Origin of the sequence: Streptomyces luteolus, assembly GCF_029968015.1 — a bacterium.
GTDB classification, from domain to species: Bacteria; Actinomycetota; Actinomycetes; order Streptomycetales; family Streptomycetaceae; genus Streptomyces; species Streptomyces luteolus.
Map to the genome: position 1 here is coordinate 1 of NZ_JASCIS010000009.1, position 25,505 is coordinate 25,505.

The following is a 25,505-nucleotide window of genomic DNA, read 5'->3' on the forward strand; positions in this document are numbered from 1 at the left end:
AAGACCGTGTTCTATGTGGTGAGGCGGGCGAGTCGTTTGTAGCAGCACAGGGCTGCCGCGAGGCCGAGAAAGGCCAGGTAGTTGCGGGGGTTGTGCTCGTAGCGGTGGTTGAGCCGGCGGTAGCAGGTCAGCCAGGACATGGTGCGTTCGATGACCCCCCGCGGCGCCCGAGACGTTCGCTGGACTCGATGACCTTGCGGGTGATCCGGACGCCGATGCGCTTGCCGCGTAACCATTTCCGCAGGTGCGGGACGTCGTATGCCTTGTCGGCGTGCCGCCGCTTCGGTTTGAAGTAGCGGCTGCGGTGGGGGTCGTGTCTCGTTTGGTGACCTTCCACCACGGGCTTCAGGGCGAGGCTGTCGTGGGTGTTGGCGGCCGAGACGCCGACGAGGAGGGGCAGTCCGTTCGCGTCCGACAGGACGTGCATCTTGGAACCCGGCTTGCCCCGGTCCACGGGGCTCGGACCTGGGGTTGCTCGTTGGTCTGTCCGTGGGGAAGAGGGACGCTCGGCCGTGGATCGTCTCGGACGAACTGTGGTCGCTGATCGAACCGTTGCTGCCGAAGCCGGGGCCGAAGTTGGTCGCGGGTCGGCCACGGGTGCCTGACCGGCAGGCGCTCTGCGGGATCCTGTTCGTCCTCCATACCGGCATCCAGTGGGAGTACCTCCCTCAGGAGCTCGGCTTCGGACTCTGGCATGACGTGCTGGCGGCGGCTGACTGCGTGGAACGAGGCCGGCGTGTGGGACCGGTTGCATGCCGTCCTGCTGACGAAGCTGCGGGTGGCGAAGCAGTTGGACTGGTCCCGGGCGGTGATCGACTCCAGCCATGTGCGGGCCGCTCGGCGGGGCCCAAAAGCGGACCGAGCCCGGTCGACCGCGCACGTCCGGGCAGCAAGCACCACGTCCTCGTCGATGGGCAGGGCATCCCACTCGCTGTGTCGTTGTCCGGCGGACACCGCAACGACGTCGCGCAGTTGATGCCCTTCTGGCCAGGGTTCCGGCCGTCGCCGGCCTGGTCGGCCGGCCGAGACGACGACCCGACACGCTCCTCGGCGACCGCGGCTACGACCACGACAAGTACCGCCGCCTCGTGGTGGAACTTCATCGGGCGCTCCAACGAGGAGATCGCACAAGCCCGTTCGAACTGGATGAACGGTGATCGCTTCGGTGAAGTGAAGGGCTACGACGGGGCTTCACTGCCTGCCCCGGAACTCCCCGCAGTACCGCTGACACCACGGGGTCGGGTGCGCTGAGCTGGGGTCTCATCGCGCGCGAGACGAGTTCATGACCGTGTAAGGCAACCTGATGCTGACCCAATCCGCCTGAACAATCCGCACTGAACAATCCGCACTGAACAATAGGGGCGTGACGATGTTGTTCCTGACGGTCGGCCTGCCAGGCGCGGGCAAGACGACGGAGGCGCGGCGGCTTGCCGACGTGCACAGCGCCCTGCGGCTGACGCCGGACGAGTGGATGATTCCGCTCTTCGGGGAGCCGGAGGCGGACGGGAAGCGCGATGTGCTGGAGGGGCGGCTGCTCTGGATCGCTCTGGAGGCGTTGAGGCTGGGAACCAACGTGGTCCTCGACTTCGGCTGCTGGTCTCGTGACGAGAGGTCGGCGATCCGCTGGCTGGTGGAGTCGGTGGGCGCCTCCTGTCACCTCGTGTACGTTCCGGTGGACCCGGTACCCAACGCGCTCGGGTCGCCCACCGGCAGTCGAGCACGCCGGATGAGACCTTTCCTATGAGCGAGGTGGATCTCGAGCGCTGGAGAGCGCTGTTCGAGGAGCCCGGCGCCGCCGAACTCGCAGGGCGTGAGGTCGGCGGCCCGCCTCCTGGGTGGGCCGGTTGGCCGGAGTGGGCCGCCGATCGGTGGCCGTCGCTCGCCTGATGGTGCCGTTCCCTGCGAGGGCGGTGCTCCGCGTCGGTTGCCGGAGACGCCGCCGCCCGCGTACCGAACAGATCGGTACGCGGGCGGCGACATCCCGGCATCGCGTTCGTCACGGACTGACGAACAGCAGCCTGTTCGGCGAGCCGGATCCGGGGTTGCCGACCTTGTTCGGTGTGGCGTCGGAGACGAGCTGGTCGCGGACCGTCTGCGGCGACCAGCCGGGGTTGGCGGACAGCAGCAGAGCGGCGGCGCCCGCGGTGTGCGGGGTGGCCATGGAGGTGCCGCTGATGGTGTTGGTCGCGGAGTCGCCGGTGTGCCAGGCGGAGGTGATGCTGCTGCCCGGGGCGAACAGGTCCAGGCAGGTACCGATGTTGGAGTACGAGGCGCGGCTGTCGTTGCTCTGGGTGGCGCCGAGGGTGATGGCGGCGGGTGTGGAGGCCGGGGTCGTGTTGCAGGCGTTGGCGCCGTTGTCGTTTCCGGCGGCTATGGCGTACGTGACGCCGGAGTTGATGGAGCGGGTGACGGCGTCGTTGACGGACTGGTTCTTGCTGCCGCCCAGGCTCATGTTCGCCACGGACGGCCCGGACGCGTTCTCGGTCACCCAGTCGATGCCGTCGATGATCTGCGCGTAGCTGCCCTGGCCGTTGCAGTTCAGGACGCGCACGCCGACCAGGTCGACGCCCTTGGCCACGCCGTATTTCGACCCGCCGACGGTGCCCGAGACGTGCGTGCCGTGGCCGTGGCAGTCGGAGGCGTCGTTGTCGTTGTCGATGAAGTCGTAGCCGCTGCGGGCGCGGCCGCCGAAGTCGCTGTGGGAGAAGCGGATCCCGGTGTCCAGGACGTAGACGGTCACTCCGTCACCGCTGTTCGGGTACGTGTAGCTGTCGTCAAGGGGGAGGTCCCGCTGGTCGACGCGGTCAAGGCCCCAGGAGGGCGGGTTGGGCTGGGTCGCGGTCGCCTCGGCGATGCCGTCGGCCTCCACTCTCGCCACCTGCGGGTGCGCGGCGAGCTGCCGTGCCGCCTGCTCGGGCATCCGCACCGCGAAGCCGCGCAGCGCGGAGGTGTAGAGGTGGGTGACCTGCCCGCCGAACCGGTCGGCCAGTTGCGCCGCGCGGGCCTTGACCGTGGAACGCGCCGGGTCACCGGCGAGGGTGACGATGTACGAGCCGGTCAGGGCGCCGGCCCGTTCGGCTCCGACGACGGTCCCTTCCGCGGCGGCCTGCGCCGAGGGAGCGGTCGCCGCCGCGCCGCCGGCGGCCAGGGCGGCCGCCGTCAGTGCCACGGTCATCCGGCGCGACAGTGTGCCTCGGATCTTCATGAAGTGCCCTTCTGTGGAGGGAGAACCGGCCTGCCCTTTGGGGTGTGGCGAGGCGCGGCGGTGGAACATGGGGTCCGCGGATCAGGGGGAAGCTGCGGACCCCATGGCTTCGGGGGAGCAGCGAGCCGGGCGGTGAGGGTCGCCGGTCCGGCTACGGCACCTTGACGGTCTTCGTCTCCGCGTCCTCGACGCCTTCGTCGTCGGACACCGTGAGGGTGACCGTGTACGTGCCCGCGGCCGAGTAGATGTGGTCGACGGTGGCGCCGCTGCCGGTGGACCCGTCACCGAAGTCCCATGCGTACGAGGCGACGGAGCCATCCGGGTCCGCGGAGGCGGAGCCGTCGAACTTGCAGTACCGGACGCCCGCGGAGTTGCCGCAGTCGGCGGAGAACGCCGCCTCCGGCGCCTGGTTCGGGCCGACGCGGACCGACTTGGTCGTCGAGCCCGTGGCGTCCTGGTTATCGGTCACCGTCAGCTTGACCGTGTACCTGCCCGGGGAGGCGTAGGTGCGGGTGGCGGTCTCTCCGGTGGCGGTGGTGCCGTCGCCGAAGTCCCAGGTCCACGCGGTGACGCTGCCGTCGGGGTCGGAGGACGCGCCGCCGTCGAAGGTGCACTTGAGGGTTGTCTCGTCGCAGCTGTGGGTGAACGAGGCGCTGGGGCGTCGGTTGCCGTCCTGGGTCGGCGGGAACGCCTGCGCGTCGCCGACGTCCAGGAGGGGTTCCTTCGTGCCGTCGCCGGAGTCATCCTGCCAGTCGGTGTTCCCGTGGTCCTTGAGGTACTGGTACAGGGCGTGGACCCCGTCCTTGCCGGACGGCTTGTCGACCATGGCCACCAGTGCCGCCGCCCCGGTGACGTGCGGCGCGGCCATCGACGTACCGCTGTAGTTCCGGTTGTAGCCGCCGTCCTTGAACGTCGAGTGGATGCAGACGCCCGGGGCCGCGATGCCCACCTTGGTACCCCAGTTGGAGAAGTCGGCGAGGGTGTCGTCCTGGTCGCTGCGGCAGGACGGCGCGCCCCCGGAGCCGCCCGGTTCGCCGTCGGAGTCGGCCAGCGCCGAGACCGTCAGTACGTCGTCGTACTTCGCAGGGGCGCTGTCGCGGGCGTCCTGGTCGTCGTTGCCCGCCGAGACGATCAGGGGGACGCCCTTGCCGACGAGGTTGCTCACCGCCGTACCGAGAGCGGCCGGTTCACCGCTGCCGCCGATGGACGAGTTGACGACCTCGATCGTGCCGGAGCGGCCGGCGATGTAGTCGTACCCGGCGATCAGCCAGGACCACTGGCCCCGGTTGTCGTCGCCGAGCGTCTTGACCGCGTGCAGCCGTGCACCCGGAGCCACGCCGACGACGCCCGTGCCGTTGTCGATGGCGGCCGCGGTTCCGGCCACGTGGCTGCCGTGCCCGTTGCCGTCGTCGCCCTGGTTCTCGCGGCATGTTCCCGAGGTGCAGTCGACGCGCGACACCACGTTCAGGTCGGGATGGTCGAAGTCGATACCGGAGTCGGTGATGGCGATGTCGACATCCATCCGGGCATCGTCCTGACCGTCGATGTCCAGATTCGGGTTCTGGTCGGCGAAGACCCGCCGGACGCCGGTCGGCACTTCCTGTGCGGCCGCGCCCGGCCCGTCGTCGGCGTTCAGATAGTCACGGTCGGCGCCCGCGTCGACCTCCACCCCGTACACCGGGCCGTCCGGCTCCACAGCTGTCACGCCGGGGGCCGAACGCAGCGCCTGGGCAGCGGAGTTGGGCAGGGTGATGGAGTACCCCTTGAGCACGTGCCGGTAGACGCCGTTGACCTTGCCGCCGAATCTCGCGGCGTGCGCGGAGGCGAAGCGCTCGGGGTCGTCCACGGTGCGGTCCAAGCTCACGATGTACGTCTTGCCCGGCGCCCGGCCTTCGGCGAGCGCCGCCGGAACCGTCGGCGTGCTCAGTGCCGCGACCAGACTCGCCGCGACCGTCAGCCTCGTGGTTCGTCGCATGTGAGTACCACTCCTTCGGAGATGGCTGCCTGAAAGCGGGCGCTGACGGCCGTCCTGGTCGGCGCCCGCTCCCCCCGTGCCAGAACCATCGGTTCCGCCCCGGGGCGCTGCAATCCGTAGGGGGTACGGGGTTATTGGCGCGCGGAGCCCGGGAGGCCGGCCGACGCGTGCGGGTCGGGCGCGTTCGCCGAATGCCGCTCCAGATGCCGGCTGGTGATGGCGTGACGGGAGGCGACACCGAGCTTCCGTACGGCCTTGGCTATGTGCTCTTCCACGGTGCGCCGGGACAGGAACAGGGCGGCGGCGATCTCACGGTTGGTCAGGCCGTCGGCGGCGAGGCGGGCCACCTCGCGCTCGCGCGGGGAGAGTTGACCGCCGTAGCCGCGCCGTCCCATGCGGTGGACGACGGTCGCTCCGTACGTGCGTTGCAGCCGCCCCACACGTGCCAGGTCCCAGGAGGCCCCGAGGGTGGCGAAAGCCGCCGCAGCGGCGGCCGCGGCCGTGTGCCCGCCTTCACCGTCGCCCTCGATCAGCGCACAGCGCGCGCTGCCCTCCAGCGAGCGGGCCGCTTCGTAAGGTGCCGGCATGGCCTCGTAGACGGCGGCCGCCGCCCGATGGTGCGCTCCGGCCATTGCGAAGTCGCCCTCCGCTTCGGCCAGGACACCAAGGCTCGCCAGGAGCGCTGCGGTCGTGGCCGGGGCGTCGAGGCCCTCGATGCCGCTGCTGTATTCGGTCAGCAACTCCCGAGCCCGGTGGAGCCCGCCCGCCCTGGTGAGTGCCTCGACCGCTACGGGCGTGACGATCGCGGCCCACGCCCAGACCCCTTTGCGCCGCACCCCGTTGAGGATCGGCTCGACCTGATGCCACGCGCCCGCGGCGTCGCCCTCGCTGAGCATCAGGCGGGCGAGCGCGGCGCTGGCCTGGGGCAGGCCGGGCACGGACCCCTGGGGCAGGCACGCCTGGACACACGCTTTGAGGTGTCGCTCCGCGAGGGCCAGTCGGCCATGCGCCAACGAGAGTTGCCCGAGGACCAGTTCGGCCTCCGCCGCGAGTTCCGGCACATCCTCGAGGACGGCGAGGGTCCGGTCCGCCTGCTGCGCCAGATCACGCCACCGGCCGGTCGCCCAACTGTGCAGCAGCCGTGTCGAGTCGGCGAGGCCGGTGACGTAGGAGGCTTCGGCCTGTGACAGCAGACGGGTGCTGCGTTCCAGATAGAGCTCCGCGCGTCGGTGGTGCCCGACGCTGATCGCGGTGTGCGCGAGGTTGTTCCACGCCCGGGCCAGATCGCGTCGCTCGCTCGGAGTGTCGGTCTGGAGAGGCAGACCGTCGGCCATCGCGAGCGCGCCGGCGTCGCCGCAGTGCATGAGTGTGGCGGCGAAGCCGCCGACCGCATGGATGCGCAGATGGGCATCGCTCAGTTGGAGCGCGTTGGCGCGGGCCTGTTCGCCCCACTGGAGATGTTCCTGCAGCGATGCGCCGGACAGGTAGGTGGCCAGGGCGAGCGATGCCATCGCCCAACTGGCCAGGTGCGGCCGGTTCCGCAACTCGGGGATGGACCTGGCTATCTCTTCGAGTCCGTCCAGGCCGGCACCTGCCTGGTTGCGCAGCAGCACACCGAGCCGGTACCGCACCTCGCCCCGCGCCGCCCGAGGCATCGGCGTGTGGGCCAGCACATCACGCAGCACCTCGACCGTCTCCGCGTGCTCCAGACCGCTCACAGCCGATCGCCCCAGCTTGACGGCGAGGCGCACCGTGGTGGCAGTGGGCAACGACCCGACCACCAGGGCCTCGCGCAACAAGCGGGTCGCGGCGGCGTCGTCACCGGCCGACCGGGCCGCGTCGGCCGCTTGCTCCGTGTACCTCAACGCACTGCTCAGCAACCCCGCCTCGCGGCAGTGGTGCGCGAGCTGGACGTACGGCACCGGGCCGCGCGCCCGGACCAGGGCATCCACGGCACGTCGGTGCAGCCGCCTGCGCAGCGGAGCCGCAAGCGACTCGTAGGCCGCGCGACGCGCCAACTCGTGCCGGAAACCGTAAGAGCCCGCGGTCAGTTCCCGCAGCAGCCCGCGCTCCAGAGCCCAGCACAGCGCGGTCGAGCCATGCCCGCCCCGCAGACCCGCGACAGCCACGAGCAGTTCCTCGGCGCACGCCCCGCGGAGCACGGCCGCGGCGCTGATGAGCCGGCGTACGTCTTGAGGTGATCGATTCACCTGCTCGACCCAGGCATGCCGCACCCCCGGCGGAACCGTCAGGTCCGCTGCCCCCGGAACCGGATGCCCCGCCGGGTGGCGGGAGAAGAAGTCAGGCTGCTCGGCGAAGGCGCGCACGGCTTCCTCCACCACGAACGGGACACCCGCGGTGAGGGCCTGCAGTTGGCTGGGAAGCGGGTCCGGTACGGCGTCGACATCGAGCAACTGCGCCGCCATGGTGGCGACGTCGTCCACGCCCAGGGGCCGCAGCCGAACCTCACACGGGACCGTCCCGTGCGGTACCCGAGCCAGCAGCCCGTCCAAGTGCTCGCCGTCAGAAGGAGCGTGACGGTACGTCAGAATCAGCCGCACCCCCTCCGGGATCGATCCGATCAGATAGCGCAGGAGATCGAGTGTGCCGCTGTCACCCCAGTGCAGGTCCTCGATCACGACCAGTGCCGGGGCGTGCGTACGGAGCAGTTCGACCACGCCGCGGAAGACATGAAGACGTTCCGTCTGCGGGTCGTCGGTCGGGTCGAGCGCGGGAGCGAGGCGGTTGTCGAGCTCGGGCAGCAGCGTTCGGAGCGCTCCGGTCCCGGGGCTCACGCTGTGCGGCCCGTCGACGGAGGCCAGTTGTCGCAACGCATCCACGACCGGGGCGTAGGGGAGTGGTTCACGCAGGTCCTGGCACGCGCCGATGAGCGTGTTGAGGTGACCCAGGCGCGGACTGGCCAGAACTTCGCGCACCAGACGGCTCTTGCCGATGCCGGCTTCTCCGCCGACGAGCAGCACGGCGGACGGGGCGAGGGCATGGAGTACCAGGAGGTCCCGTTCCGCGTCCCGGCCCACCATCCGGCCGCAACTCAGCGGCGGCGCCGCGCTGTTGCGCGCTTGATCGGCGAGGTGGAGTACGTCACTGCCGCGCTTCGCGGCCACTTGGCCGTGCTTCGTCGACACCGTCACCGCCAGGGTCTTCGTCGCGAATCCGGGCAGGAGATGGCCTGCCCGGGAGGTGCGCCCGGCGCTGCCGCCGGACTGGGTGCGAGGAGGGGAGCGCCGGTCGGGCCGAGTGACGGTATACGAGCTCACAATGCGGTCGTCAACAGTGCCCTGGCCGAAACCCGGCGCGGATGGTGGGGCACGCGGTGCTGTGTGCGGCTGGGCGGAAGTCCGGGTGGCGGTGCGGCTGTGCCGCACGGACACGAGCCCTACGTGGTGAGGCCGCTCGACAGCCGCCGACAGCGTCTTGCGCGGGAACCGATCCGCATGGCTTGATTTTCGGCACACGTGCACTGCCGGAACTCGACGCTCCGTGAGGAGAGGGTATGCAAGGCGGCACTCGAAGGGCCATGCTGCGGTCGGCGGCCGTCGTAGGCGCTTCTGCGACGGTGGGAACTGCGACGGCCAAATCCGCTGCTGCGGAGGGCAGTTCCTCCGGCCCGGAAGAGGACGAAGCGCCTTTCCGGACGATGGCCCGGCCCGACGACTACCACTGGACCGAGGAGGAGAAGGCGGAGCGGAGGCGGGTCATCTCCGTCGGCTTCACCGAGGCGGAGGCGGACTGCTGGGTGCTGGTGGCCCGCGCGGCCGGTGCGTTCCTCGACCTGCCGCAGGTGCACCCCTCCGACATACCGGAGTCCATCTTGTCCTGGCATGACATCCAGACCCGGCTCATCTACCGGCCGACGTACCGCGCCTATCGGGAGACCTGGCCGAAGCCCGGGACGCAGGACTGACCAGGGGGGCGCCTCCTGGCGCGCGGACCTCCACGATGCGGGCGATGACCGGATGTAACCTCCGCCTGTCGAACCGGGCATGGCTCGGTTCGGCGCATCTCGTCGACACGGCACCCCGGTGCCCAGACCCCTGATTACGGGATGAGGAGGCCGCCATGGCCGCGGTGAACTACTTCGAGATCGGCTCGCCCGACCCGCAGGCGGCCCGTAGGTTCTACGGTTCGCTGTTCAAGTGGAATTTCGGCGACCCCGACCAGGGCTATCAGATGATCAACAATGGTCAGGGCGGCCTGTGGGACAGTTCCGCGGCCGGCGGCGCGCATTGGGCGATCTTCTACGTGCAGGTCGACGACGTGCAAGAGGTGATCGGTCGCGCCGAGGAACTGGGCGCGACCGTGGCCGTCCCGCTGGTCGACGGCGGCTCTCTGCGGTTCGCCCACCTGGTCGACCCGGAGGGCAACCGGTTCGCGGTGTGGCAGCCGAAGCCGACGGTGTGAACTCCCTTGGGCGCCGCTGGCCGCTGACTCGCTGCTGCCGGTGAACCTGGCCGCTGACACTGCGACTCTCAAGTTCGGCAAACGAAGGCGAACTCAAGACGGTCCAGCACACGGTGGCCTTGACATCACCACCGCAAGCCCGTCGAGTCTCTGACCAGGCAGAACAGGAACGAGCGTATGCGCGAACCCGCCACCTGTCACGATCATGGAATGCGCAGGTCGGCGAGGGGTTGCCGTGACGACAAGCGAGGACGAAAGTGGTAGAGAGAGCCTGATCGTGAGAGTGGAGGACACCGTGGTCCTTCTCGGAATTGTCCTGCTCGTCATCGGATTCCTGGCCGGTATCTCCATTCTGTGGACCATCGGGATCGTCCTGGTCGTCATCGGAGCGATCTTGTGGATCCTGGGATCCGTCGGCCATGCCGTGGGCGGCCGACGGCACTACTGGTGACGGCACTACTGGTAGGGGCGTAGCGGCGTAGGGGCGCGTACAGCCGCCGACAGGGCAAGCGTGGTGCACCGCCTGGGCGCATGTCCAGGTCGCCCGAGTCCCCAACTGCCGCTCGTTGAGCGTGGCCCTGGATCGGTGTCGACCTGACGTCCCTGCTCTGCCGTTGGTCAGGGGCTGTCAGTTGAGTGGAGGATGCGATGGATGCGATGTGGACAGTCGTCACCATCATCGTGGCTGCCGTGATTGTCCTGACCCTGGTCATGCTGGCCGTGCGCATCGCAGCCCGGCGCCGTCGCCTGCGCGAGCGTTTCGGACCGGAATACGACCGCACGGTTGAGGAAGAGCACGGTCGTCGAGCTGCTGAACGCGACCTGACTGCGAGAGAGCAGCGGCATGAAGGCTTGGAGATCAGGGCGCTGCCCTCAACGGTCCGGGACCGGTACGCGAGGGACTGGACCAGCGTGCAGGAGCATTTCGTCGACGACCCTGATCGGGCTGTCGGCGAAGCGGACCGGCTCGTGACCACCCTGATGAGCGATCGAGGCTATCCGACAGAGGGATACGAACAACAGATGCGAGACCTGTCGGTGGAACACGCTCAAACGCTGGAGCACTACCGCGTCGCCCACGAGATCAATGCGCGAGCCGGTGGCCGGAGTACCTCGACCGAAGAACTACGGAACGCGATGGTTCACTACCGAGCGTTGTTCGAGGAACTGCTGAAAGACGACAACGACTCGCCGGGTGGGGAACGCACCTGAATGCAGGGGGGACCGGAGCGGTCACAGCAACCACTTCGTGGAGGTGAAGGGGCCATGCGAGGAGAAGGCGTATTCGGGCGCGACGAAAGCGCCGCACCCTTCGAAGAGGGGATGTCAACCGAGGACATCGCGCGGTCTGAGACACAGACACCGCAGCAGTCTTCAAATGGAGACGATCTGACGGCAGTCCCCAACGCCAACAGGACTACGCCGGAGTCCCGAATCACGGACGCGGCGGGAGACGAGCTGGGCACGGAAGAGGGGGGTGACGCGTCGGCGCAGGAGCCCGGTGACGCGCCCCTTCTCGGGCCGCAGGAGACAGACGCTCTACGTTCCCGGTGGCAGGACATCCAGCAGCGATTCGTTGACGACCCACAAGATTCCGTTAGCGCGGCAGACACGCTGGTCGCCGAAGTCATGCAGTTGCTTGCCACTACATTCTCCGAGCGCAAACAGGAGCTCGAAGCCCGGTGGCACCGCGGTGAGGAGGTCGCCACCGAGGACCTGCGCCTGGCCCTGAGGCAGTATCGGTCGTTCTTCGACCGTCTGCTCACCACCTGACGAGCCAACTCTGGCAAGGCAAGCGGGCCACGGACCGGGAAGCCGAGCCGGGCCCGGGTCGCGAACACCGGGCTCGACGGGGATGGCGTCGTCGCCCTGTCACTGAGCACCGTGGACGGCGCCACCGCCGGATTCCACTGGCTCAGCCTCTTCTCCTCGACCGACCCGGCATGGCGGACCGGCGACGCCAGGATGCCCACAGCCTCATCGCCCACAACGCCGACCGACCGGATGAGCCGTCGTGTCGATGGCCTGTTCCCCCTGGCCAAGCTCGGCGCCAGTGACGGCAACCCGGCCGCCGCCCACGACCGGCACATCGAACCTGTCCGTGACCAGTGACGGGCACGCCTGCTTCGGAGGTGCCGTACCCGAGATCGCCTCGCGCGCCCACCTTCAGGCGTTCACACCGGTCGTACGTCAGGCCTTGGCCGAGGCCGGACTGCGGCTCGGGCAGGTCGACGCGGTGGCCGTCACGACCGGGCCCGGCCTGTCCGGTGCGCTGCAGGTCGGCCTGTCCGGAGCGAAGGCCCTCGCCTACGTGGCGGGGGTCCCGTTGTACGGGGTGCGCACCTGGCCGGACACGTCGCGTCGGAACGTGTGACGCGGCGGCGCGACGGCGCGAGCCCGTCGCGGACGGTACGGCCGAACCGCGAGGCCGGATCGTCCCACCGCGGACGGCCCTGGAAGACTGTCGGAATGAGCATGGAGCAGCGCGCGATCCTCGTCATCGGCATCGGGGCGGGCAACCCCGACCACCTGACCCTCCAGGCCGTGAAGGCGATCCGCCGCGCCGACGTCTTCTTCGTCGTCGGCAAGGGACCGCACAAGGCGTCCCTGACGGACCTGCGGCACCAGATGATCGAGGAGCACGCGCAGGGGCCGTACCACGTGGTCGAGGTCGAGGACCCGAGCCGCGACCGGCGCCCGCTGGACCGCTCCGACTACACGGCGGCCGTCCAGGACTGGCGTGAGCGGCGCGGCGAGATCTTCGAGCGGGCGATGCGCGAGGAGATGACCGCCGGCGAGACCGGAGCCTTCCTCGTCTGGGGCGACCCGTCCCTGTACGACAGCACGCTCGGCATCCTGGCCGACATCGAGGACCGTGGCGCGCTCTCCGTGACCGTCGAGGTGATCCCCGGCATCACCAGCGTCGCCTCGCTCACCGCCCGGCACCGCATCCCGCTCAACCAGGTGGGCAGGCCGGTGCACATCACCCCGGCCCGCCGCCTCGCGGACGTCGGCCAGAACGACGACGGCGACATCGTCGTCATGCTCGACGCACATGAGTCGTTCACGCAGGTCGAGGGCGACGACGTCTGGATCTACTGGGGCGCCTACCTCGGCACTCCGGACGAACTCCTGGTCGCGGGTCCGCTGGGTGAAGTCGCCGACCGCATCCGGGAGTTGCGCACCGAGGCGCGGGCCCGGCACGGCTGGATCATGGACACGTATCTGCTGCGCAACGTGGAGTCCTGAGCGAACCGGGGCACGCCCCGGTGGTTCCACCACCGCTGACCGCGAAGGCCGACGCCACCTGTGACGCGGCGTCGGCCCGTTGGGGCTCTGATTGGCCTGATCGGCCGGTGAGTCCGGACTGGCCCCGCCCTGCCGTAAGCGGCGGGCGGAACCGGGGCCAGGAGCCGGACTCGTCGGACAGCTTCAGTGCGCTTGCTGACCCGCGGCGGGCGTCTCCGGTACTCCTGGTGCGTCCCCGAAGTCCGGGATGCGGAGGCGTTCGCCGTCGCGCAGCGCGGACTGGTGGGCGACGATGCCGGGGAGGGTGTAGCGGGCGGCCGCCCAGGCGTTGACGGAGGGCTGGGTGCCGGTGGCGACGGCGGTCACGAAGTCGTCGACGAGGAAGTGGTGGCTGCCTTCGTGCCCGTTGGGCAGGTGGTCGAACTCGCGCGGGAGCCGTGCCCGGTCGTGCACGGGGGCCGAGCCGGAGGTGAACGCGTCGCGCAGAGCGGGGGCGATGTGTGCGAGGGACGGGTCGTCCGGGGCCAACGTCGGCTTGGGCTGCAGGAGTTCGCTGATGTCCTCGACGCCCTTGCGGTCCTGCCACAGGCTGACGGTGGCGAGCTGCTCCATGCTGCCGTCCGTGCCGAAGAACCGGAAACGTGACTCCCGGATGTGGCAGGGGTAGCCGACCCGTCGGAACTCGTTCGTACGGAACGAGCCGCCGCCCGCGACCTCGAAGAGCGCCGTCGCATTGGACAGGTCGTTGTCGAACTGGCTGATCTCCTTGTCGAAGACGCCGTCGCCGCGGTCGTCGCGCACCCCCACCGCGGACACGCTCGTCGCATACGTCTGCCACGCCCCGAGCACGCCGCCGACCGAGTGCGTCGGATAGAGCAGCGGCGGATAGCTGGCGGTGGCCTTCCAGTTGGCGCCGCCGCTGTACTGGTACGCCTCGTAGAAGCCGAGGTCCATGTCGTGGACGTAGTCGCCCTCGGCGTGGAAGAGCCGGCCGAACGCGCCCTTCGCGATCTGGTTGCGGGCGTGCACGGTCGCCGGGTTGTACTGGCTGGTCTCGCCCATCATGTACGTCAGGCCGGTCTCCCGTACGGCCTCGATGATCGCGGCGATCTCCTCCTCGGTGATCGCCATGGGCACCGCCGAGTACACGTGCCTGCCCGCGCGCAGTGCCTGCACGACCAGCGGCCCGTGCGTCCAGCGCTGCGTGAAGATCGCCACCGCGTCCACGTCCGGCGAGCGCAGCATCGTCTCGTACGAGTCGAAGGCGCCGCTCAACTGCTCGGCGGCGACGAGCTGTTGGGCCCGGTCGGCGATGAGATCGGTGACGTACACGTCGCCGACGCCCGGGTGCGCGCGGAAGAGTTTGGCGAACTGGCCGGAGAACTGTCCGGCGCCGACGATGCCGAGCGAAAAGGTCATCGGGACTTCCTTCGTCTGTGAGGGTCTGGCAGGTCACTGCTCACTGCGAGAGCAGCAGGTTGATCTGGTCATTGGTGCGGTCGAGGGTGTCGACGGGCGCGTCGTTGGCGTAGATGTCCTGCATGGCGGGGCGCATCAGGCCGTGGACGTCGGCGCCGAAGTCGGTGATGGGGAAGGGGAACGTGGCTTTCTCGGCGACGGGTTCGGTGAAGGCGTCGACGTCGATGCCGTCCTCGGCGTACGCCCTGACCGCCGTGTCCGTGCCGTCCTTGGTGGCGGGGAACACGACGCCGCTGCGGCCCACGGTGCGCTGGCAGTCGGCCGAGGCGAGGTGGGCGACCCACTTCGCGGCGCCCTCTTTGTTGCGGGCGTTTCTGGTGATGGAGTCGGCGAGGCCGTTCATCATGGTGGCGCGCTTGCCGGTGGGGCCGACGGGCGTACGGGCAGTGGCGGCGTCGACGCCCTTGAAGCCGTAGTACGTCTGGATCATCCAGGAGCCGTGGAGCGCGGTCGCCGCCGTGCCCGAGCCGAACTGCACCTCGGGTCCGTTGGTCTCGGAGAAGTCCTTCTGGGGCGGCAGGTAGCCCTTCTTCGCCAGGCCGAAGTACCAGTCGATGGTCTCCTTGAAGCGGGGGTCGTCGTAGTTGTAGCGGGTGCCCCAGGTCTTCTTGTCGGTGTAGTGCCAGCCCGTGGAGGCGGCGAACGAGCTCCAGTGGGTCTGGCCGTCACTGTCCCCCGCGTCGTTGGTGGCCAGGCCGTAGACCTTCACGCGACGCGGGTCGAAGCCCTTCTCGTCGCCGCGCCGGCCGTTCTCGTCGACGGTGAGGCGGGCGATGGCCTTCTCGAAGGTGCCGCCGTCCTCCGGGTTCCACGTGAGGTTGTTCAGCTCTTCGGGGCTCAGGCCGGCCTCGCGGGCCATCTCCTTGTTGTAGAAGAGGGCGACGGTGTCCCAGTCCTTGGGCGCGCCGTAGCGGTGTCCGTCCTGGCCGGTCCAGGCGGAGGCGAGGCCGGGCTGGTAGTCGGAGTCCTCGATCTTGTTCGTGTACGGCAACTCGTCCAGCGGGGCCAGCACCTTGAGGTCCGCGAACTGGGCGAACTTCGAGATGTGGTCGGTGAACACATCGGGCTGCGTGCCGGCGATGAAGCTCGCGGTGAGCTTCGTCCAGTAGTCGTTCCACCCCATCTGGGTGATCCGGACGTCAAGGCCGGGGTTCCGCTTCTCGAAGTCCTGCGCGCAGGTCTCGTACGCGGGGAGTTGGTTGGCGTCCCACAGCCAGTACGTGACGGTGCGCGAGGCGGAACGGGTGGCGTCACCGGAGGCACAGCCGGAGACGATGGCGAGGGCCAGGGCCCCGGTGAGCGCGGTGACGGCTCGCGAACGCATCTGCGGTCCTCCTACTTGATGCCGGTGAAGCCGATGGAGTTGACGATGCGTCGCGCGAAAGCGCCGAAGAGCAGCAGCATCGGCAGCGCGGCCACGAGCGTCGCCGCCATCAGGCCCGACCAGTCGGTGCCGGCCTGCGGGGTCTGCGAGCGGAACACGCTGAGCGCGACGGTGAGGACGCGTGAGCTGTCGCTTGACGACACCATCAGCGGCCAGAAGTAGTCGTTCCAGGCCGTGATGTACGTCAGAACGGCCAGCGTGGTCACGGGAGTCGACGCCATGGGCAGCAGCACGCGGAAGAAGATCCGCACCTTGCCGGCGCCGTCGAGGAGCGCGGCCTCCTCCACCTCGCGCGGGACGTTCCGGAAGAACTGCCGCAGGAAGAACACGGCGAACGGCGTCATGAACAGGGTGGGCAGGGCGATGCCCCACAGGGAGTCGATCAGGCCCAGCTCCTTCACCAGGACGAAGTTCGGCAGCAGGGTGAAGATCGCCGGCACCATGAGCCCGGCGAGGAACAGCCCGAACACCCGGTCGCGGCCGGGCCAGCGCAACCGGGCGAAGGCGTACGCGGCCATCGCCGAGAACAGCAGCTGGCAGACCGTGATCAGCGTGGAGACGAACACCGAGTTCAGCAGGTAGCGCCAGAAGTCGATGGAGGACCCCGAACCGCCTTGCGCGAGCGCCTCCTTGGTGGATTGCAGGCCGAAGACACGGGCGAAGCCGCCTGTGGTGACATCGGTGGGCAGGGGAGCCGAGGGGTTCGCGGTGAGGGCGGCGTTCGAGGACAGGGCGGTGCGCAGGATCCAGTAGAACGGCAGCAGAGTGATGACGACGATCGCGATCATCACGGCCCAGGCCAGGACACGTCCGGGCGAGGGCAGACGCCGGGCGCGGGGGCGAGGTGGCGCGGCGGTGGTCGCGGTGCTCGTGGTGGTCACGGTGGCCATGGCGGTCTCCTTTCCGTGGCGTCAGCCGAGGTCGGTGTGGCCGGCGCGGGTCATCCGGTACTGGATGACGGTGATCACGCTGAGGACGGCCAGGAGCGCGACGGACATCGCTGAGGCGTAGCCGAACTGGAAGCGGCCGAAGGCGGAGTTGTAGATGTAGAGCTGCAGGACGTTGGTGGCGTTCGCGGGTCCGCCGAGGGTGGTCACGGCGACGGTGTCGAAGACCTGGAACGACCCGATGACCGTCATGATCAGTACGACGGCCAGGACCGGTCGCAGCAACGGCAGCGTGACCCGCCAGAACATCCGCCACTCGCTCGCGCCGTCCACCTTCGCCGCCTCGTAGACGTCGCCTGGTATGGCCTGGAGGCCCGCGAACAGCAGCAGCGCCGTGTACCCCACATGCCGCCAGACGTTGATGAGCGCGATGGTGGGGATCGCCCAGGCCTCGTCGGTCAGGAACGGGATGTGCTCGAAGCCGAAGGCGCCGATGATCTGGTTGCCGATGCCGAGCTGCGTGTCGAGCATCCACAGCCAGACGATGCCGGCGACGACGTTCGACACGAGATACGGAGCGAGCACCACCGACCGCAGCAGCGCCGAACGCGTCAGGCGTTGCATGAGCACCGCGACGGCGAGCGCGGCCATCGTCTGCACCCCTATGTTGATGACCACGTACTCGACGGTGACCGCCAACGACTCCCAGAAGACCGGGTCGTTGACCATCCGCACGTAGTTGTCGAGCCCGGCCCACCGCGGCGGCGTCAGCAGGTTGAACTGCGTGAAGCTCAGATAGATGCCGCGCAACGTCGGCCACAGGAGGAAGACGAGGAAGCCGAGCAGGGCAGGTGCGATGAAGACCGCGGCCAGGGCGCCGTCGCCGCGGTGCCGAGTGATGCGGCGCAGGGGACGGGTGACGGCTGACTTGGCTGTGCTCAGGGGCGGGCTGGCTGTTGAGGTGACGGTCATGCGCGGCTCCCTCGTCGGCGACTCGGCTCGCCATATACTTTCGACGCGGAAGTATTGCGGCGTCAATAGGCTTGCAATGACCGATCTCGGCGCGGGAGTCGCGGGGTTCCGCTCTACCGTCCCCGCCTATATACTTCCGTCACGGAATGAATAAAGATGGGCTGACGCAGATCCGTCGGTGATGGTCATTCGCGAGGAGGTCGAGGTGCCGAGCAGCGCATCCATGCCGAACTGGCGCCCGCTGAGCCCTGGGGAGCGCGCCGTGGCGATCGCGATCCTCACGCACGGTCCGCTCTCCCGCAGCGAACTGGCCAAGCGGCTCGACCTGTCGGCCGGCAGTCTGACCCGGCTGACGAAGCCCCTGACCGAGTCGGGGCTGTTGGTCGACGCGGGTTCCGGCCCGGACGAGCCCGCACCCGCCGGGGCGTCCGGCGGCCTCACCACCCGTCAGGGGCGGCCGACCAGACCTCTCGACATCGTGGCCGGAGCGCAGCACTTCGCCGGATTCAAGGTCACCGCCGAAGCGGTGTACGGCGTGGTCACCACCCTGAGAAGCGAGATCGTGGCCCGACGCCGCACGCCGCTCGGCGACCGTGACCCCGAGGCGGTGGCCGACCGGATCGACGCCATGACCGATGAGTTCAAGGCGGAGTTCCCCCACCTCGCCGGGATCGGCATCGGCGTGGGCGGCCGGGTGCGCGACCGTTCCCTGGTGGTCGAGAACGCCTTCCTGGACTGGCAGGAGGTGCCGCTCGCCGCGATGGTCGAGGAGCGCATCGGCCTGCCGGTCGTCGTCGACAACGACGGGGCCGCCCTGATCGAGGCCGAGGCCTGGTTCGGCGCGGGCCGCGGCCTCGACCGCTTCGCCGTCCTCACCATCGGCGCGGGCTTCGGCTACGGTCTGGTGCTCGACGGGAAGCTCGTCCGCACCCGGGAGAGCGGCAAGCGCTGGATCATCGACCCCTACGGCCCCTTCGACAAGAACGGCGAACGGGGCACTGCCGAGGGCCTGTTGACCATCCCGGCCATCCGCGCCCAGGTACAGGCGGCGACGGGGCGCGACATGACGTACGACGAGATCCTCGACGGCGCAGCCGCCGGAGAACCGCTGACGTACCGCATCGTCCACCAGTCGGCCAGAGGTCTCGGCACCCTCGTCGCGCAGATCGCCAACTACGCGATCCCGCAGAAGATCCTGCTGGCCGGGGAGGGCGTCGGCCTCGTGGACGTCGCGGGCGAGACGGTCCGCGAGGCGATCGACGCCAACCGCCACCCGTCGGCCGACCCCGTCGTCCTGGAGACCAAGGTCTCCGACTTCCACGAATGGGCCCGAGGCGCGGCGGTCCTGGCCATCCAGGTCCTCGTGCTCGGCGCCGGGGAGGAGCGCTGAGGTGGTTCAGTGCATGGCCGGGCCGTGGACGTCGGCGACCATGCCGACACCACCGAACCGGTCGCGGACGAGCGTCGGCGGGTACCCCGGCCAGATCCGGGCCTGACGTGTCACACGATGCCAGTGACCGTGATGGTGATCCGCGCCGCCGCCGACGGCACCATGGCCTCCAGGCACGTGTCGACGGCGCGGCGCGCGGCGCGGGTGACGTCCAGGGCCCGTGCCTCGGCGAGCGTGACGATCTGGATCTCGATCTTCCAGGGGCCGTTGCCGTCGCTCCGGCTGATCCGCAGGCCGGCGGGCGATGCCTTGCTGTCGGCTCCGCTGTCACCGGTGTCGGACACCGCCGCTCTCAGGCGCTGCGCCACACCGGGCTTGAGGAAGGCGACGCCCGGCACCTGCCGTACCGCCTCGGCGAGCGCTTCGGTCAAAGCCGCGTGCTGGGTCATCGCTCGTGGCCCTCCTCGGTGCTGCCGGGAACATCGACCAGATCGGTGACGCGGATGTCGACGCGGGCGATGCCCAGACCGAGGTGCTGGTCCGCGGCCACTTCCACCTGCCCGCGCACGTTCTCGGCCAGCTCGGCCAAGTCGGTTGAGGACAACGGCGCTTGGATGCCGAGGCTGACGGTGGCGCGTCCGGTGCCGTCGGCATCGTCGTAGCCGATCCGGCAGGAGCTCGCCTGCACGCCGGGTACCCGCGAGGCGGCGGCACGCAGGGTACGGGCCGCCACCGACTCCATGATCCACATTCCGTCGTCCGGGGCACCCAGGGGCAGGGGCTTACCGGGCCGCAACTCCAGTCGTACGACGTCCATGACGCGGTGCGCCAACGCTCCCGCGGCGAAGCCGTCGGGAGCTTCGGTGCCGTGGCTCAGGTCCCGGACGGAGGTCCGCAAGGCCTCCAGTTCCCCGATCGCCTGCCGGCAGTGGGAGCAGGTGCGCTGATGGTCGTCGGTCACGGCGTCCTCCCAGGCGGCCCACACCTGGGACAGCAACCGGCCGCAGGGCAGCAGCTCGTCGTCGGAGTCGGGTGGCGGAGCGGCGGGCGGGTGGGTACCGGTGGTCATCGCCAAGCCCCCATTGCGTTGGTCAGATGGCGTCGGGCACGGAAGACACGGGCGCGGACAGCCTGCTGGCTGATGCCTACCGTGTCCGCGATGGATTCGTAGGACTGGCCGTCCAATTCTCTCAGCACCCAGCATGCGCGCTGCTCGGCCGACAGCCCGTCCAGAGCCTGGCGCATGTCGCCCACGGCAGCACGGGCCTCGGTGATCCGGTCGGGTGCCACCGTATGTTCCGGCGCCGCCGGCTCGGGCGCGGTGTCCAGGGCCGCTTGAGGCTTGCGCGCACGCAGGACGTTGAGGCAGCGGTTGGTGACGATGCGGTAGATCCAGGTGCCGAAGGAGGACTGGCCACGGAACTCCGGCAACCGGCGCCACGCGCTGATGAACGCGTCCTGCACGGCGTCCTCCGCCTCCACCTGATTCCCGAGCAGCCGCGTGGCCAGGCCGACCAGTGCCCCGGCGTGCCGACGTACCAGAACCGCGAAGGCTTCCTCGTCTCCCTCCGCCGCGCGCACGGTGAGTAGTGCGTCGTCGAGCCCGGCCTGTGTATCGGGCGGTGCGGTCGATGTGCGGTCACCCGCCACGATCCGGCTCCTTTCCTGCGTACCACTCGTTGGACACCGGTCTGCGGACGTTGTGACGCACGTACGGGAAAATCGGTGGTGCCGACGACCCGCACAACATTTCACGGGAATGCGCGTCACAACGTCCGCCGACCGGTGTCCAACGAGACACCAGCAACTCGCAGCGCCGATCGACGAAGGCGCTCCACGAAGGGACGTTGCCATGACCACCCAGCAGAGCACCGCGGTGTCCGCGAACGCCTCCGTCGCCAAGTCGGCCAAGGGCGCCCCGGCGACGACCGCGGTGAGCAGCGGCGCCACCGGCGTGAACGAGCCGGCCGACTCACGCGGCAAGACCTCCATCGCCGACGTGGTCGTCGTCAAGGTTGCCGGCATCGCGGCACGGGAGATCCCCGGTGTGTACGACATGGGCGGCGGCCTGTCCCGCACCATCGGTGCCGTGCGCGACCGCGTCCCCGGAGGCCGGCCGAACATGGGCCGCGGCGTCAAGGTGGAGGTCGGCGAGCGGCAGACCGCCATCGACCTCGATCTGACCGTCGAGTACGGGGTGTCCATCACCGAAGTGGCCTCAGACGTACGGGAGAACGTCATCGCCGCGGTCGAGAGGATCACCGGCCTGGAGGTCGTCGAGGTCAACATCACCATCAACGACGTCCACCTGCCCGAGGACGACGACAACGACTCGGGCGACACCCGCGTCGAGTAGGCAGCCGACCGGGCACGACGTGTCAAGAGCCGGGACAGGGCGAAGCGGATGCGGCGCCGGCCCTTCGCAGGTCCGGTGGGAGATGGATGAAGAATGAGCAGAGCACTCATCGGAATGATCGCCGGAATGGCACTGGGATTCGCCGGGTACTTCGGAGGCTTTGTGGCCTTCTTGCTCGTCGCCGCCCTGGGCGGCGTCGGCTACGTCGTCGGCGCCTGGCTGGAGGGCGACGGAGGACAGACGCTGCGCGAGCAGTTCGAGCGCAGGAGCCGGCGATGACGAGTCCTGCGCGACGGGGCAGCACGGTCATCGCGGACAGGGCGGTCCGCAAGATCGCCGAGCGGGCGGCCGGTGAAGCGGTGCCGGACGCGATGTCCGCGTCGGTCAGTGGTTCGGCCACCGTCCGCGGCGGTCGTGCCTCCGTCGGGCTGCGCATCGCCCTGCCCTATCCGGCGCCGCTGTCCGACACGGCCCGCCGGGTGCGACAGCACGTCGCTGGGCGCGTCCGCTATCTGACCGGGCTGGAGACTCCGCCGCCGCGCCTCACCGTCTCGCGTCTTTCCACCCTTTCCACCCTTTCCACCCGGCGCCATCCCGTCGCCCCGCACACGGACGGGGCGGACACGCGTCGCCCGCCGCGCCGCTGGTGGTCCCAACGCCGCCTGCCCATGGCCCTCGTGACCGTGCCGGCGGCCGCGTTCATCGCCGCCGTCACGGCCGACGTGATCCGTGTGCACGCGACGCGGCAGGCAGCCGCGGAGTGGAGAGTGCGGACGTGGGAATGGCTCGGTGGCCACGGGCCCGGTGACACCCCCGTCGTCGTCGCCGGCACCGCCGTGACCGTGCTGGGCGCGTGGCTGATCGTGCTCGCGCTCACTCCCGGGCGCCGCCGCCAGTTGCCCCTGTCAGCACCTGCGGACCGCTGGAACGTCGCCGTCGACCGGTCCACCCTTGCCGCCGTGATCCGGGACTCCGTACGAGACGTTCCCGGCGTCGGGGCGGTCTCGGTGCGTGTGCGCCGCCGGAGTGTGAGAGTCCGGGCCCGACTCGACTTCGGTGACGTCGAATCCGCCCGCGAGCAGATCACCGCGGTCGCCGGAGGCGAACTGGCGGCATGCCGGCCGGCCCGCACCCCACGACTGAAGGTGACGGTCACATGCGACCTCCCACAGCAACCGGAGCCCCTGAACCCCGACGACACCAGCAGGCCACCACGGCCCAGGAGCGCCGTATCGTCACCCCCACCACCCGCCGCACACCAGCAAGTCGAGTGCCACACCACACGGGGTGAACGATGAGGCGACAGCCACGCACCAGCGCCAACCGCGCCGCGCTGACGGCCACCGGCCTGGTCCTGATGCTCGGCGGCTTCTGGCCGGCCACCGCCCGCGGGCCCCTCGCCGAACGTCTCCCCGGCTGGTGGCCGCTCCCCGCCGACCGGAGCGTTCTCCTCGACCGCGCCGAGTCGGCGGTGCTCCGTGACCACAGTTGGTGGACGCCCACGGTCGTCGCGGTCGGCGTGGTGATGACCGCCCTGCTGGTTCTGTCATCGCTGGCACAGCTCCACATCCGCAAGCCCTCCCGCCTGCCGCTGGAGGGCGCGGGCAGCGTGCTGCGCACACACGCCCTGGAGCGTGCCCTGAGCGAGCGTGCCGCGGCCCACGACGGCATCGCCCGCTGCCGGATCCGTGTCCGACTCAGCCGTGGCCGGCTCCAGCTGCGTATGCGCGTATGGCTGGCGCCCGGCACCGCCCCCGCGCGGGTACTCGACGCCCTGGCCGCCGTCACCGCGGAAGCCGAACACGCGGTCTCCCCCTATGTCATCGAGGCCCGTGTGCGCCTCAGCCATCGGCCCCACAGCGCTCCGCATGTCCACTGACTCCCCGAAGGCCGGGGCGCGCGGCGCCGTCCGTCCGCTCACCCGACGAGTCCGCACCTGGTGGCCCGCCGCCCGGCGAACGCCGGTGTCCTTGTGGGCCGACGACATCACCGACTACGCCGCCGCGCTGACCTACTACGCCATCCTCGCCGTGCTGCCCACCCTGCTGGTCGTCGTCCTCGGGTTCGGGCTCATCAGCCCGGGTGCGGCGGAGAGGTTCATCACCGAGGTCACCGACCACGCACCGGCGCAGGCCGGCGCCCAACTCCACAGCGCCCTGGAGCGGATGCTCACGCAGCAGTCCGCCGTGTGGCCTCTGCTGGCCGGCGGCGCCGCAAGTGCCCTGTGGTCGGCGTGCAGTTACCTCGCGGTCTTCCGCCGCGCGCTGCACAGCATGCACCGGACGCCCGACCGTCGCTCACCCTGGCGCAAGGCCCACCGCATCCTGCTCACCGCGCTGCTGCTGCTCACCCTGCTCGTGGTCAGCGGACTCATCCTGGTGCTGAGCGGACCGGTGGTCGAAGCACTGGGCCAGGTCCTGCGGCTGGACGCGGCCGTCACGTTCGTCTGGAGCCTGGCCCGCTGGCCGATGCTCCTGTGCCTGGTGGCCGTACTCGTCGTCGTGGTCTTCCGTACCGGCCCCGCATCGGCCCGCCGTCGCGACCACAGCCTGCCCGGCGGCGTCCTGGCCGCGGTTCTGTGGCTGACGGCCTCGGCGGGCTTCTCCCTCTACAGCTCGTCCCTGGGTGCCTACAGCCGCCTGTACGGATCCCTCGCCGGTGCCGTGGTCTTCCTGGTCTGGCTGTGGCTGTCCAACCTCGCGCTGCTGACCGGCGCGCAGTTCACCGCCGAACTGAGCAAGTCCGCATCGCGTTCCCAGGACTCGCATGAGGCTGTGGGCACACGGTGTTGAAGCGGTGCCCGGTGGGGGCGGATCAGCCGGTCCCCGAGCTTCCCACCTGCCAGGTCATGGTGCGTGGTGGGTGTGCCCGCACACCCAGGCCAGTGCGTCGTGGACGCCTCGGCTGTACTCCCGCACCTCGGGCAACCCGGTGAGGTTCTCCGTCTGCACTGCCGCGGCGTCCACTTCTGCGGTCAGGGTCTGCAGGTCCGGGACGCCGTCAGCGGCACCGTCCCCGGTGACCGGGGCACGGTCCGCATGTCCCAACGCCCAGCGGTAGGCCGTCGACACACCATTGGAGAACTGCGGAGAAGGATCCGGCTCCGCCGCCTCGACGCTCATGCGCTTCTGTGCCTGTTCGACGTCGACGTACGTCCTGGTGCCCACCATCGGCTTCTCGTCCTGGCCACTGCTTCCACTGTCGGTCATATGGCAGCCCTACCCGGCGCGGGTCACGTGATGTCCAGTACGGACGGAGTCCGAGCCTCAAGCGGTAGTGGGCATGCGGCGAGGTCGGCATGCGGGTTGACCCGCCCCACCGTGCCCCCCCTCGCGCCGGCCCTCGCCGCGGGCCTCGAAGGTGTGGATCCGAGAGCTGTCGATCAGTCAGTGAAGAGGCGAGCCGTACCAAGTACGGTCGCGGCCGTGCTCAGGGCGACGGTCGTGCTGGTGCCGATGAGAAGCACCCGCTTGATCCGAGACCAGTGGCGTCGCGGCATCCTCGGGGGCCATTCGGGCTTGCGATGCAGGGGCAGCGGGGGAGCGGGGTGGTCGGTGGACATGGTCTTTCTGCGGGGCGTTGGGGTTCCGTCGTGGACTGCTCCAACGTAAGGGCAAGGTAAGCCCTGGCCCGGAGGCGGAAGGCCTTCACAGGCGGGGCGAAAGTCCCTCGCACGCGGGACGCCCCCGCTACAGGCCGGCCCAGCGGCTGGAGTCGGCGACCTGAACCTTGGCGACCTTGTCCAGGTCCTCGCTCTGGATGAGCGTCCCTACGTACTGCTTCTCGGACTGGCCGGGCCTGAGGGAGTTCGTGGACACCCAGTCCTCGGCGATGCGCTGTCCGTCCTTGTCCAGGAACGCGATCGTCGCGCTGTAGTCGGAGGTCTTCGACGAGTGGTTGGTGATCGTGACGGTCGCGTTTCCCAGGCGCATGCCGTTGCCGTGGTCCCTGATCGTGAACGCGCCCAGCTCGAAGTCCTTCGCCACCGGATTCTCCTCGCTCAGTGCGGCCGTCGAACTGGCCGCATCGTCCTCGGCCTCGGCCTGACCCACGCCCATGGCCGCACCCGCGACACCCAGAGCGACGATGCCGGACATCACACCGATGGTGACCTTCATGCCGGTGTCCATCTTCTGTGGGGACTGGGGCTTGTTCACGGCTGGCTCTTTCCTTGGTCGGTCAGTCC

The 25,505-nt window shown here is 69.6% G+C and carries 24 protein-coding genes and 6 pseudogenes; 17 read left to right on the top strand and 13 right to left on the bottom strand.

Going from position 1 to position 25,505, the window contains the following annotated elements; genetic code table 11:
* Positions 1-11: 11 nt before the first annotated feature.
* Positions 12-466 (bottom strand): annotated as a pseudogene (locus QIT00_RS10705) (transposase); the annotation flags it as partial.
* Positions 467-489: 23 nt separating this feature from the next.
* Here QIT00_RS10705 and QIT00_RS10710 point away from each other — a divergent pair.
* From QIT00_RS10710 to QIT00_RS10720, 3 pseudogenes are all read left to right on the top strand, one after another.
* A pseudogene (locus QIT00_RS10710) lies at positions 490-1,097 on the top strand (IS5 family transposase); the annotation flags it as partial.
* Positions 1,093-1,251, top strand: a pseudogene (locus QIT00_RS10715) (pirin family protein); the annotation flags it as partial. The pseudogenes QIT00_RS10710 and QIT00_RS10715, both read left to right, overlap by 5 nt.
* A 112-nt stretch (positions 1,252-1,363) precedes the next feature.
* Positions 1,364-1,887: pseudogene (locus tag QIT00_RS10720) on the top strand (AAA family ATPase).
* 121 nt (positions 1,888-2,008) lie between these two features.
* Here the strand turns inward: QIT00_RS10720 and QIT00_RS10725 are convergent.
* The 3 genes and pseudogenes from QIT00_RS10725 to QIT00_RS10735 all read right to left on the bottom strand — a co-directional run.
* A pseudogene (locus QIT00_RS10725) lies at positions 2,009-3,205 on the bottom strand (S8 family serine peptidase); the annotation flags it as partial.
* 151 nt (positions 3,206-3,356) lie between these two features.
* A complete protein-coding gene (locus tag QIT00_RS10730; RefSeq protein ID WP_282534947.1) occupies positions 3,357-5,180 on the bottom strand; it encodes a PKD domain-containing protein in 1,824 nt (607 codons plus the stop codon).
* A 131-nt stretch (positions 5,181-5,311) separates the two neighbouring features.
* Entirely contained in the window at positions 5,312-8,458 is a 3,147-nt protein-coding gene (locus QIT00_RS10735) for a helix-turn-helix transcriptional regulator (RefSeq protein ID WP_282534948.1), read from the bottom strand.
* A gap of 380 nt (positions 8,459-8,838) precedes the next feature.
* Between QIT00_RS10735 and QIT00_RS10740 the strand changes: the two genes are divergently transcribed.
* The 8 genes and pseudogenes from QIT00_RS10740 to cobF all read left to right on the top strand — a co-directional run bounded on the left by QIT00_RS10740 (position 8,839) and on the right by cobF (position 12,851).
* Positions 8,839-9,105 (top strand): hypothetical protein, encoded by a 267-nt coding sequence (locus tag QIT00_RS10740; protein WP_282534949.1) that lies wholly within the window; start codon positions 8,839-8,841, stop codon positions 9,103-9,105.
* 155 nt (positions 9,106-9,260) lie between these two features.
* The gene (locus QIT00_RS10745; RefSeq protein ID WP_282534950.1) at positions 9,261-9,602 is read left to right on the top strand and encodes a VOC family protein; all 342 of its coding nucleotides are present in this window, start codon (positions 9,261-9,263) and stop codon (positions 9,600-9,602) included.
* 295 nt (positions 9,603-9,897) lie between these two features.
* Positions 9,898-10,053 carry a DUF6131 family protein gene (locus QIT00_RS10750; RefSeq protein WP_282534951.1) on the top strand — a complete coding sequence of 52 codons (156 nt, stop codon included), beginning with the start codon at positions 9,898-9,900 and terminating at the stop codon, positions 10,051-10,053.
* Between the two features lie 197 nt (positions 10,054-10,250).
* The gene (locus QIT00_RS10755; RefSeq protein ID WP_282534952.1) at positions 10,251-10,814 is read left to right on the top strand and encodes a hypothetical protein; all 564 of its coding nucleotides are present in this window, start codon (positions 10,251-10,253) and stop codon (positions 10,812-10,814) included.
* Between the two features lie 54 nt (positions 10,815-10,868).
* Positions 10,869-11,375, top strand: coding sequence for a hypothetical protein (locus QIT00_RS10760; RefSeq protein ID WP_282534953.1), 507 nt, complete (start codon positions 10,869-10,871; stop codon positions 11,373-11,375).
* 111 nt (positions 11,376-11,486) lie between these two features.
* Positions 11,487-11,714, top strand: a complete 228-nt coding sequence (locus QIT00_RS10765; protein WP_282534954.1) for a hypothetical protein — start codon at positions 11,487-11,489, stop codon at positions 11,712-11,714.
* A pseudogene (locus QIT00_RS10770) lies at positions 11,713-11,969 on the top strand (tRNA (adenosine(37)-N6)-threonylcarbamoyltransferase complex transferase subunit TsaD); the annotation flags it as partial. The gene QIT00_RS10765 and the pseudogene QIT00_RS10770, both read left to right, overlap by 2 nt.
* A 102-nt stretch (positions 11,970-12,071) precedes the next feature.
* Positions 12,072-12,851 carry a precorrin-6A synthase (deacetylating) gene (gene cobF, locus QIT00_RS10775; RefSeq protein ID WP_282535150.1) on the top strand — a complete coding sequence of 260 codons (780 nt, stop codon included), beginning with the start codon at positions 12,072-12,074 and terminating at the stop codon, positions 12,849-12,851.
* Positions 12,852-13,034: 183 nt separating this feature from the next.
* On the opposite strand, the gene QIT00_RS10780 is transcribed toward cobF, so the two are convergent.
* The 4 genes from QIT00_RS10780 to QIT00_RS10795 are packed head-to-tail and all read right to left on the bottom strand — an operon-like array spanning position 13,035 to position 17,573.
* Positions 13,035-14,270 carry a Gfo/Idh/MocA family protein gene (locus QIT00_RS10780; protein WP_282534955.1) on the bottom strand — a complete coding sequence of 412 codons (1,236 nt, stop codon included), beginning with the start codon at positions 14,268-14,270 and terminating at the stop codon, positions 13,035-13,037.
* A gap of 40 nt (positions 14,271-14,310) precedes the next feature.
* Positions 14,311-15,654: an ABC transporter substrate-binding protein gene (locus tag QIT00_RS10785; RefSeq protein WP_282534956.1), complete on the bottom strand. Its 1,344-nt coding sequence runs from the start codon at positions 15,652-15,654 to the stop codon at positions 14,311-14,313.
* 11 nt (positions 15,655-15,665) lie between these two features.
* Positions 15,666-16,604, bottom strand: a complete 939-nt coding sequence (locus QIT00_RS10790) for a carbohydrate ABC transporter permease (protein WP_282534957.1) — start codon at positions 16,602-16,604, stop codon at positions 15,666-15,668.
* A 21-nt stretch (positions 16,605-16,625) separates the two neighbouring features.
* Positions 16,626-17,573 (bottom strand): carbohydrate ABC transporter permease, encoded by a 948-nt coding sequence (locus QIT00_RS10795; protein ID WP_282534958.1) that lies wholly within the window; start codon positions 17,571-17,573, stop codon positions 16,626-16,628.
* A gap of 181 nt (positions 17,574-17,754) precedes the next feature.
* Between QIT00_RS10795 and QIT00_RS10800 the strand changes: the two genes are divergently transcribed.
* Positions 17,755-18,963: an ROK family protein gene (locus QIT00_RS10800; RefSeq protein ID WP_408909751.1), complete on the top strand. Its 1,209-nt coding sequence runs from the start codon at positions 17,755-17,757 to the stop codon at positions 18,961-18,963.
* 110 nt (positions 18,964-19,073) lie between these two features.
* Here the strand turns inward: QIT00_RS10800 and QIT00_RS10805 are convergent, their stop codons facing one another.
* From QIT00_RS10805 to QIT00_RS10815, 3 genes are read right to left on the bottom strand one after another with little or no spacing between them, the layout of a single operon-like run.
* Entirely contained in the window at positions 19,074-19,412 is a 339-nt protein-coding gene (locus tag QIT00_RS10805) for a hypothetical protein (protein ID WP_282534959.1), read from the bottom strand.
* On the bottom strand, positions 19,409-20,032 hold the full coding sequence (locus QIT00_RS10810) for an Asp23/Gls24 family envelope stress response protein (RefSeq protein ID WP_282534960.1): 624 nt from the start codon (positions 20,030-20,032) through the stop codon (positions 19,409-19,411). Before QIT00_RS10810 ends, QIT00_RS10805 begins: the two co-directional genes overlap by 4 nt.
* Positions 20,029-20,613 (bottom strand): RNA polymerase sigma factor, encoded by a 585-nt coding sequence (locus tag QIT00_RS10815; RefSeq protein ID WP_282534961.1) that lies wholly within the window; start codon positions 20,611-20,613, stop codon positions 20,029-20,031. The genes QIT00_RS10810 and QIT00_RS10815 overlap by 4 nt, the downstream gene beginning before the upstream one ends.
* Before the next feature lie 202 nt (positions 20,614-20,815).
* On the opposite strand from QIT00_RS10815, the gene QIT00_RS10820 reads away from it, so the two are divergent.
* The 5 genes from QIT00_RS10820 to QIT00_RS10840 all read left to right on the top strand — a co-directional run bounded on the left by QIT00_RS10820 (position 20,816) and on the right by QIT00_RS10840 (position 24,111).
* The gene (locus QIT00_RS10820) at positions 20,816-21,319 is read left to right on the top strand and encodes an Asp23/Gls24 family envelope stress response protein (protein WP_282534962.1); all 504 of its coding nucleotides are present in this window, start codon (positions 20,816-20,818) and stop codon (positions 21,317-21,319) included.
* 93 nt (positions 21,320-21,412) lie between these two features.
* The gene (locus QIT00_RS10825; RefSeq protein WP_282534963.1) at positions 21,413-21,598 is read left to right on the top strand and encodes a hypothetical protein; all 186 of its coding nucleotides are present in this window, start codon (positions 21,413-21,415) and stop codon (positions 21,596-21,598) included.
* Positions 21,595-22,617: a DUF6286 domain-containing Asp23/Gls24 family envelope stress response protein gene (locus QIT00_RS10830; protein ID WP_282534964.1), complete on the top strand. Its 1,023-nt coding sequence runs from the start codon at positions 21,595-21,597 to the stop codon at positions 22,615-22,617. The genes QIT00_RS10825 and QIT00_RS10830 overlap by 4 nt, the downstream gene beginning before the upstream one ends.
* Positions 22,614-23,198: an Asp23/Gls24 family envelope stress response protein gene (locus QIT00_RS10835; protein WP_282534965.1), complete on the top strand. Its 585-nt coding sequence runs from the start codon at positions 22,614-22,616 to the stop codon at positions 23,196-23,198. Before QIT00_RS10830 ends, QIT00_RS10835 begins: the two co-directional genes overlap by 4 nt.
* On the top strand, positions 23,188-24,111 hold the full coding sequence (locus tag QIT00_RS10840; RefSeq protein ID WP_282534966.1) for a YihY/virulence factor BrkB family protein: 924 nt from the start codon (positions 23,188-23,190) through the stop codon (positions 24,109-24,111). Before QIT00_RS10835 ends, QIT00_RS10840 begins: the two co-directional genes overlap by 11 nt.
* A gap of 54 nt (positions 24,112-24,165) precedes the next feature.
* On the opposite strand, the gene QIT00_RS10845 is transcribed toward QIT00_RS10840, so the two are convergent.
* Positions 24,166-24,528, bottom strand: a complete 363-nt coding sequence (locus QIT00_RS10845) for a hypothetical protein (protein ID WP_282534967.1) — start codon at positions 24,526-24,528, stop codon at positions 24,166-24,168.
* A 480-nt stretch (positions 24,529-25,008) separates the two neighbouring features.
* A complete protein-coding gene (locus QIT00_RS10850; RefSeq protein WP_282534968.1) occupies positions 25,009-25,476 on the bottom strand; it encodes an FxLYD domain-containing protein in 468 nt (155 codons plus the stop codon).
* Positions 25,477-25,505: the final 29 nt, after the last annotated feature.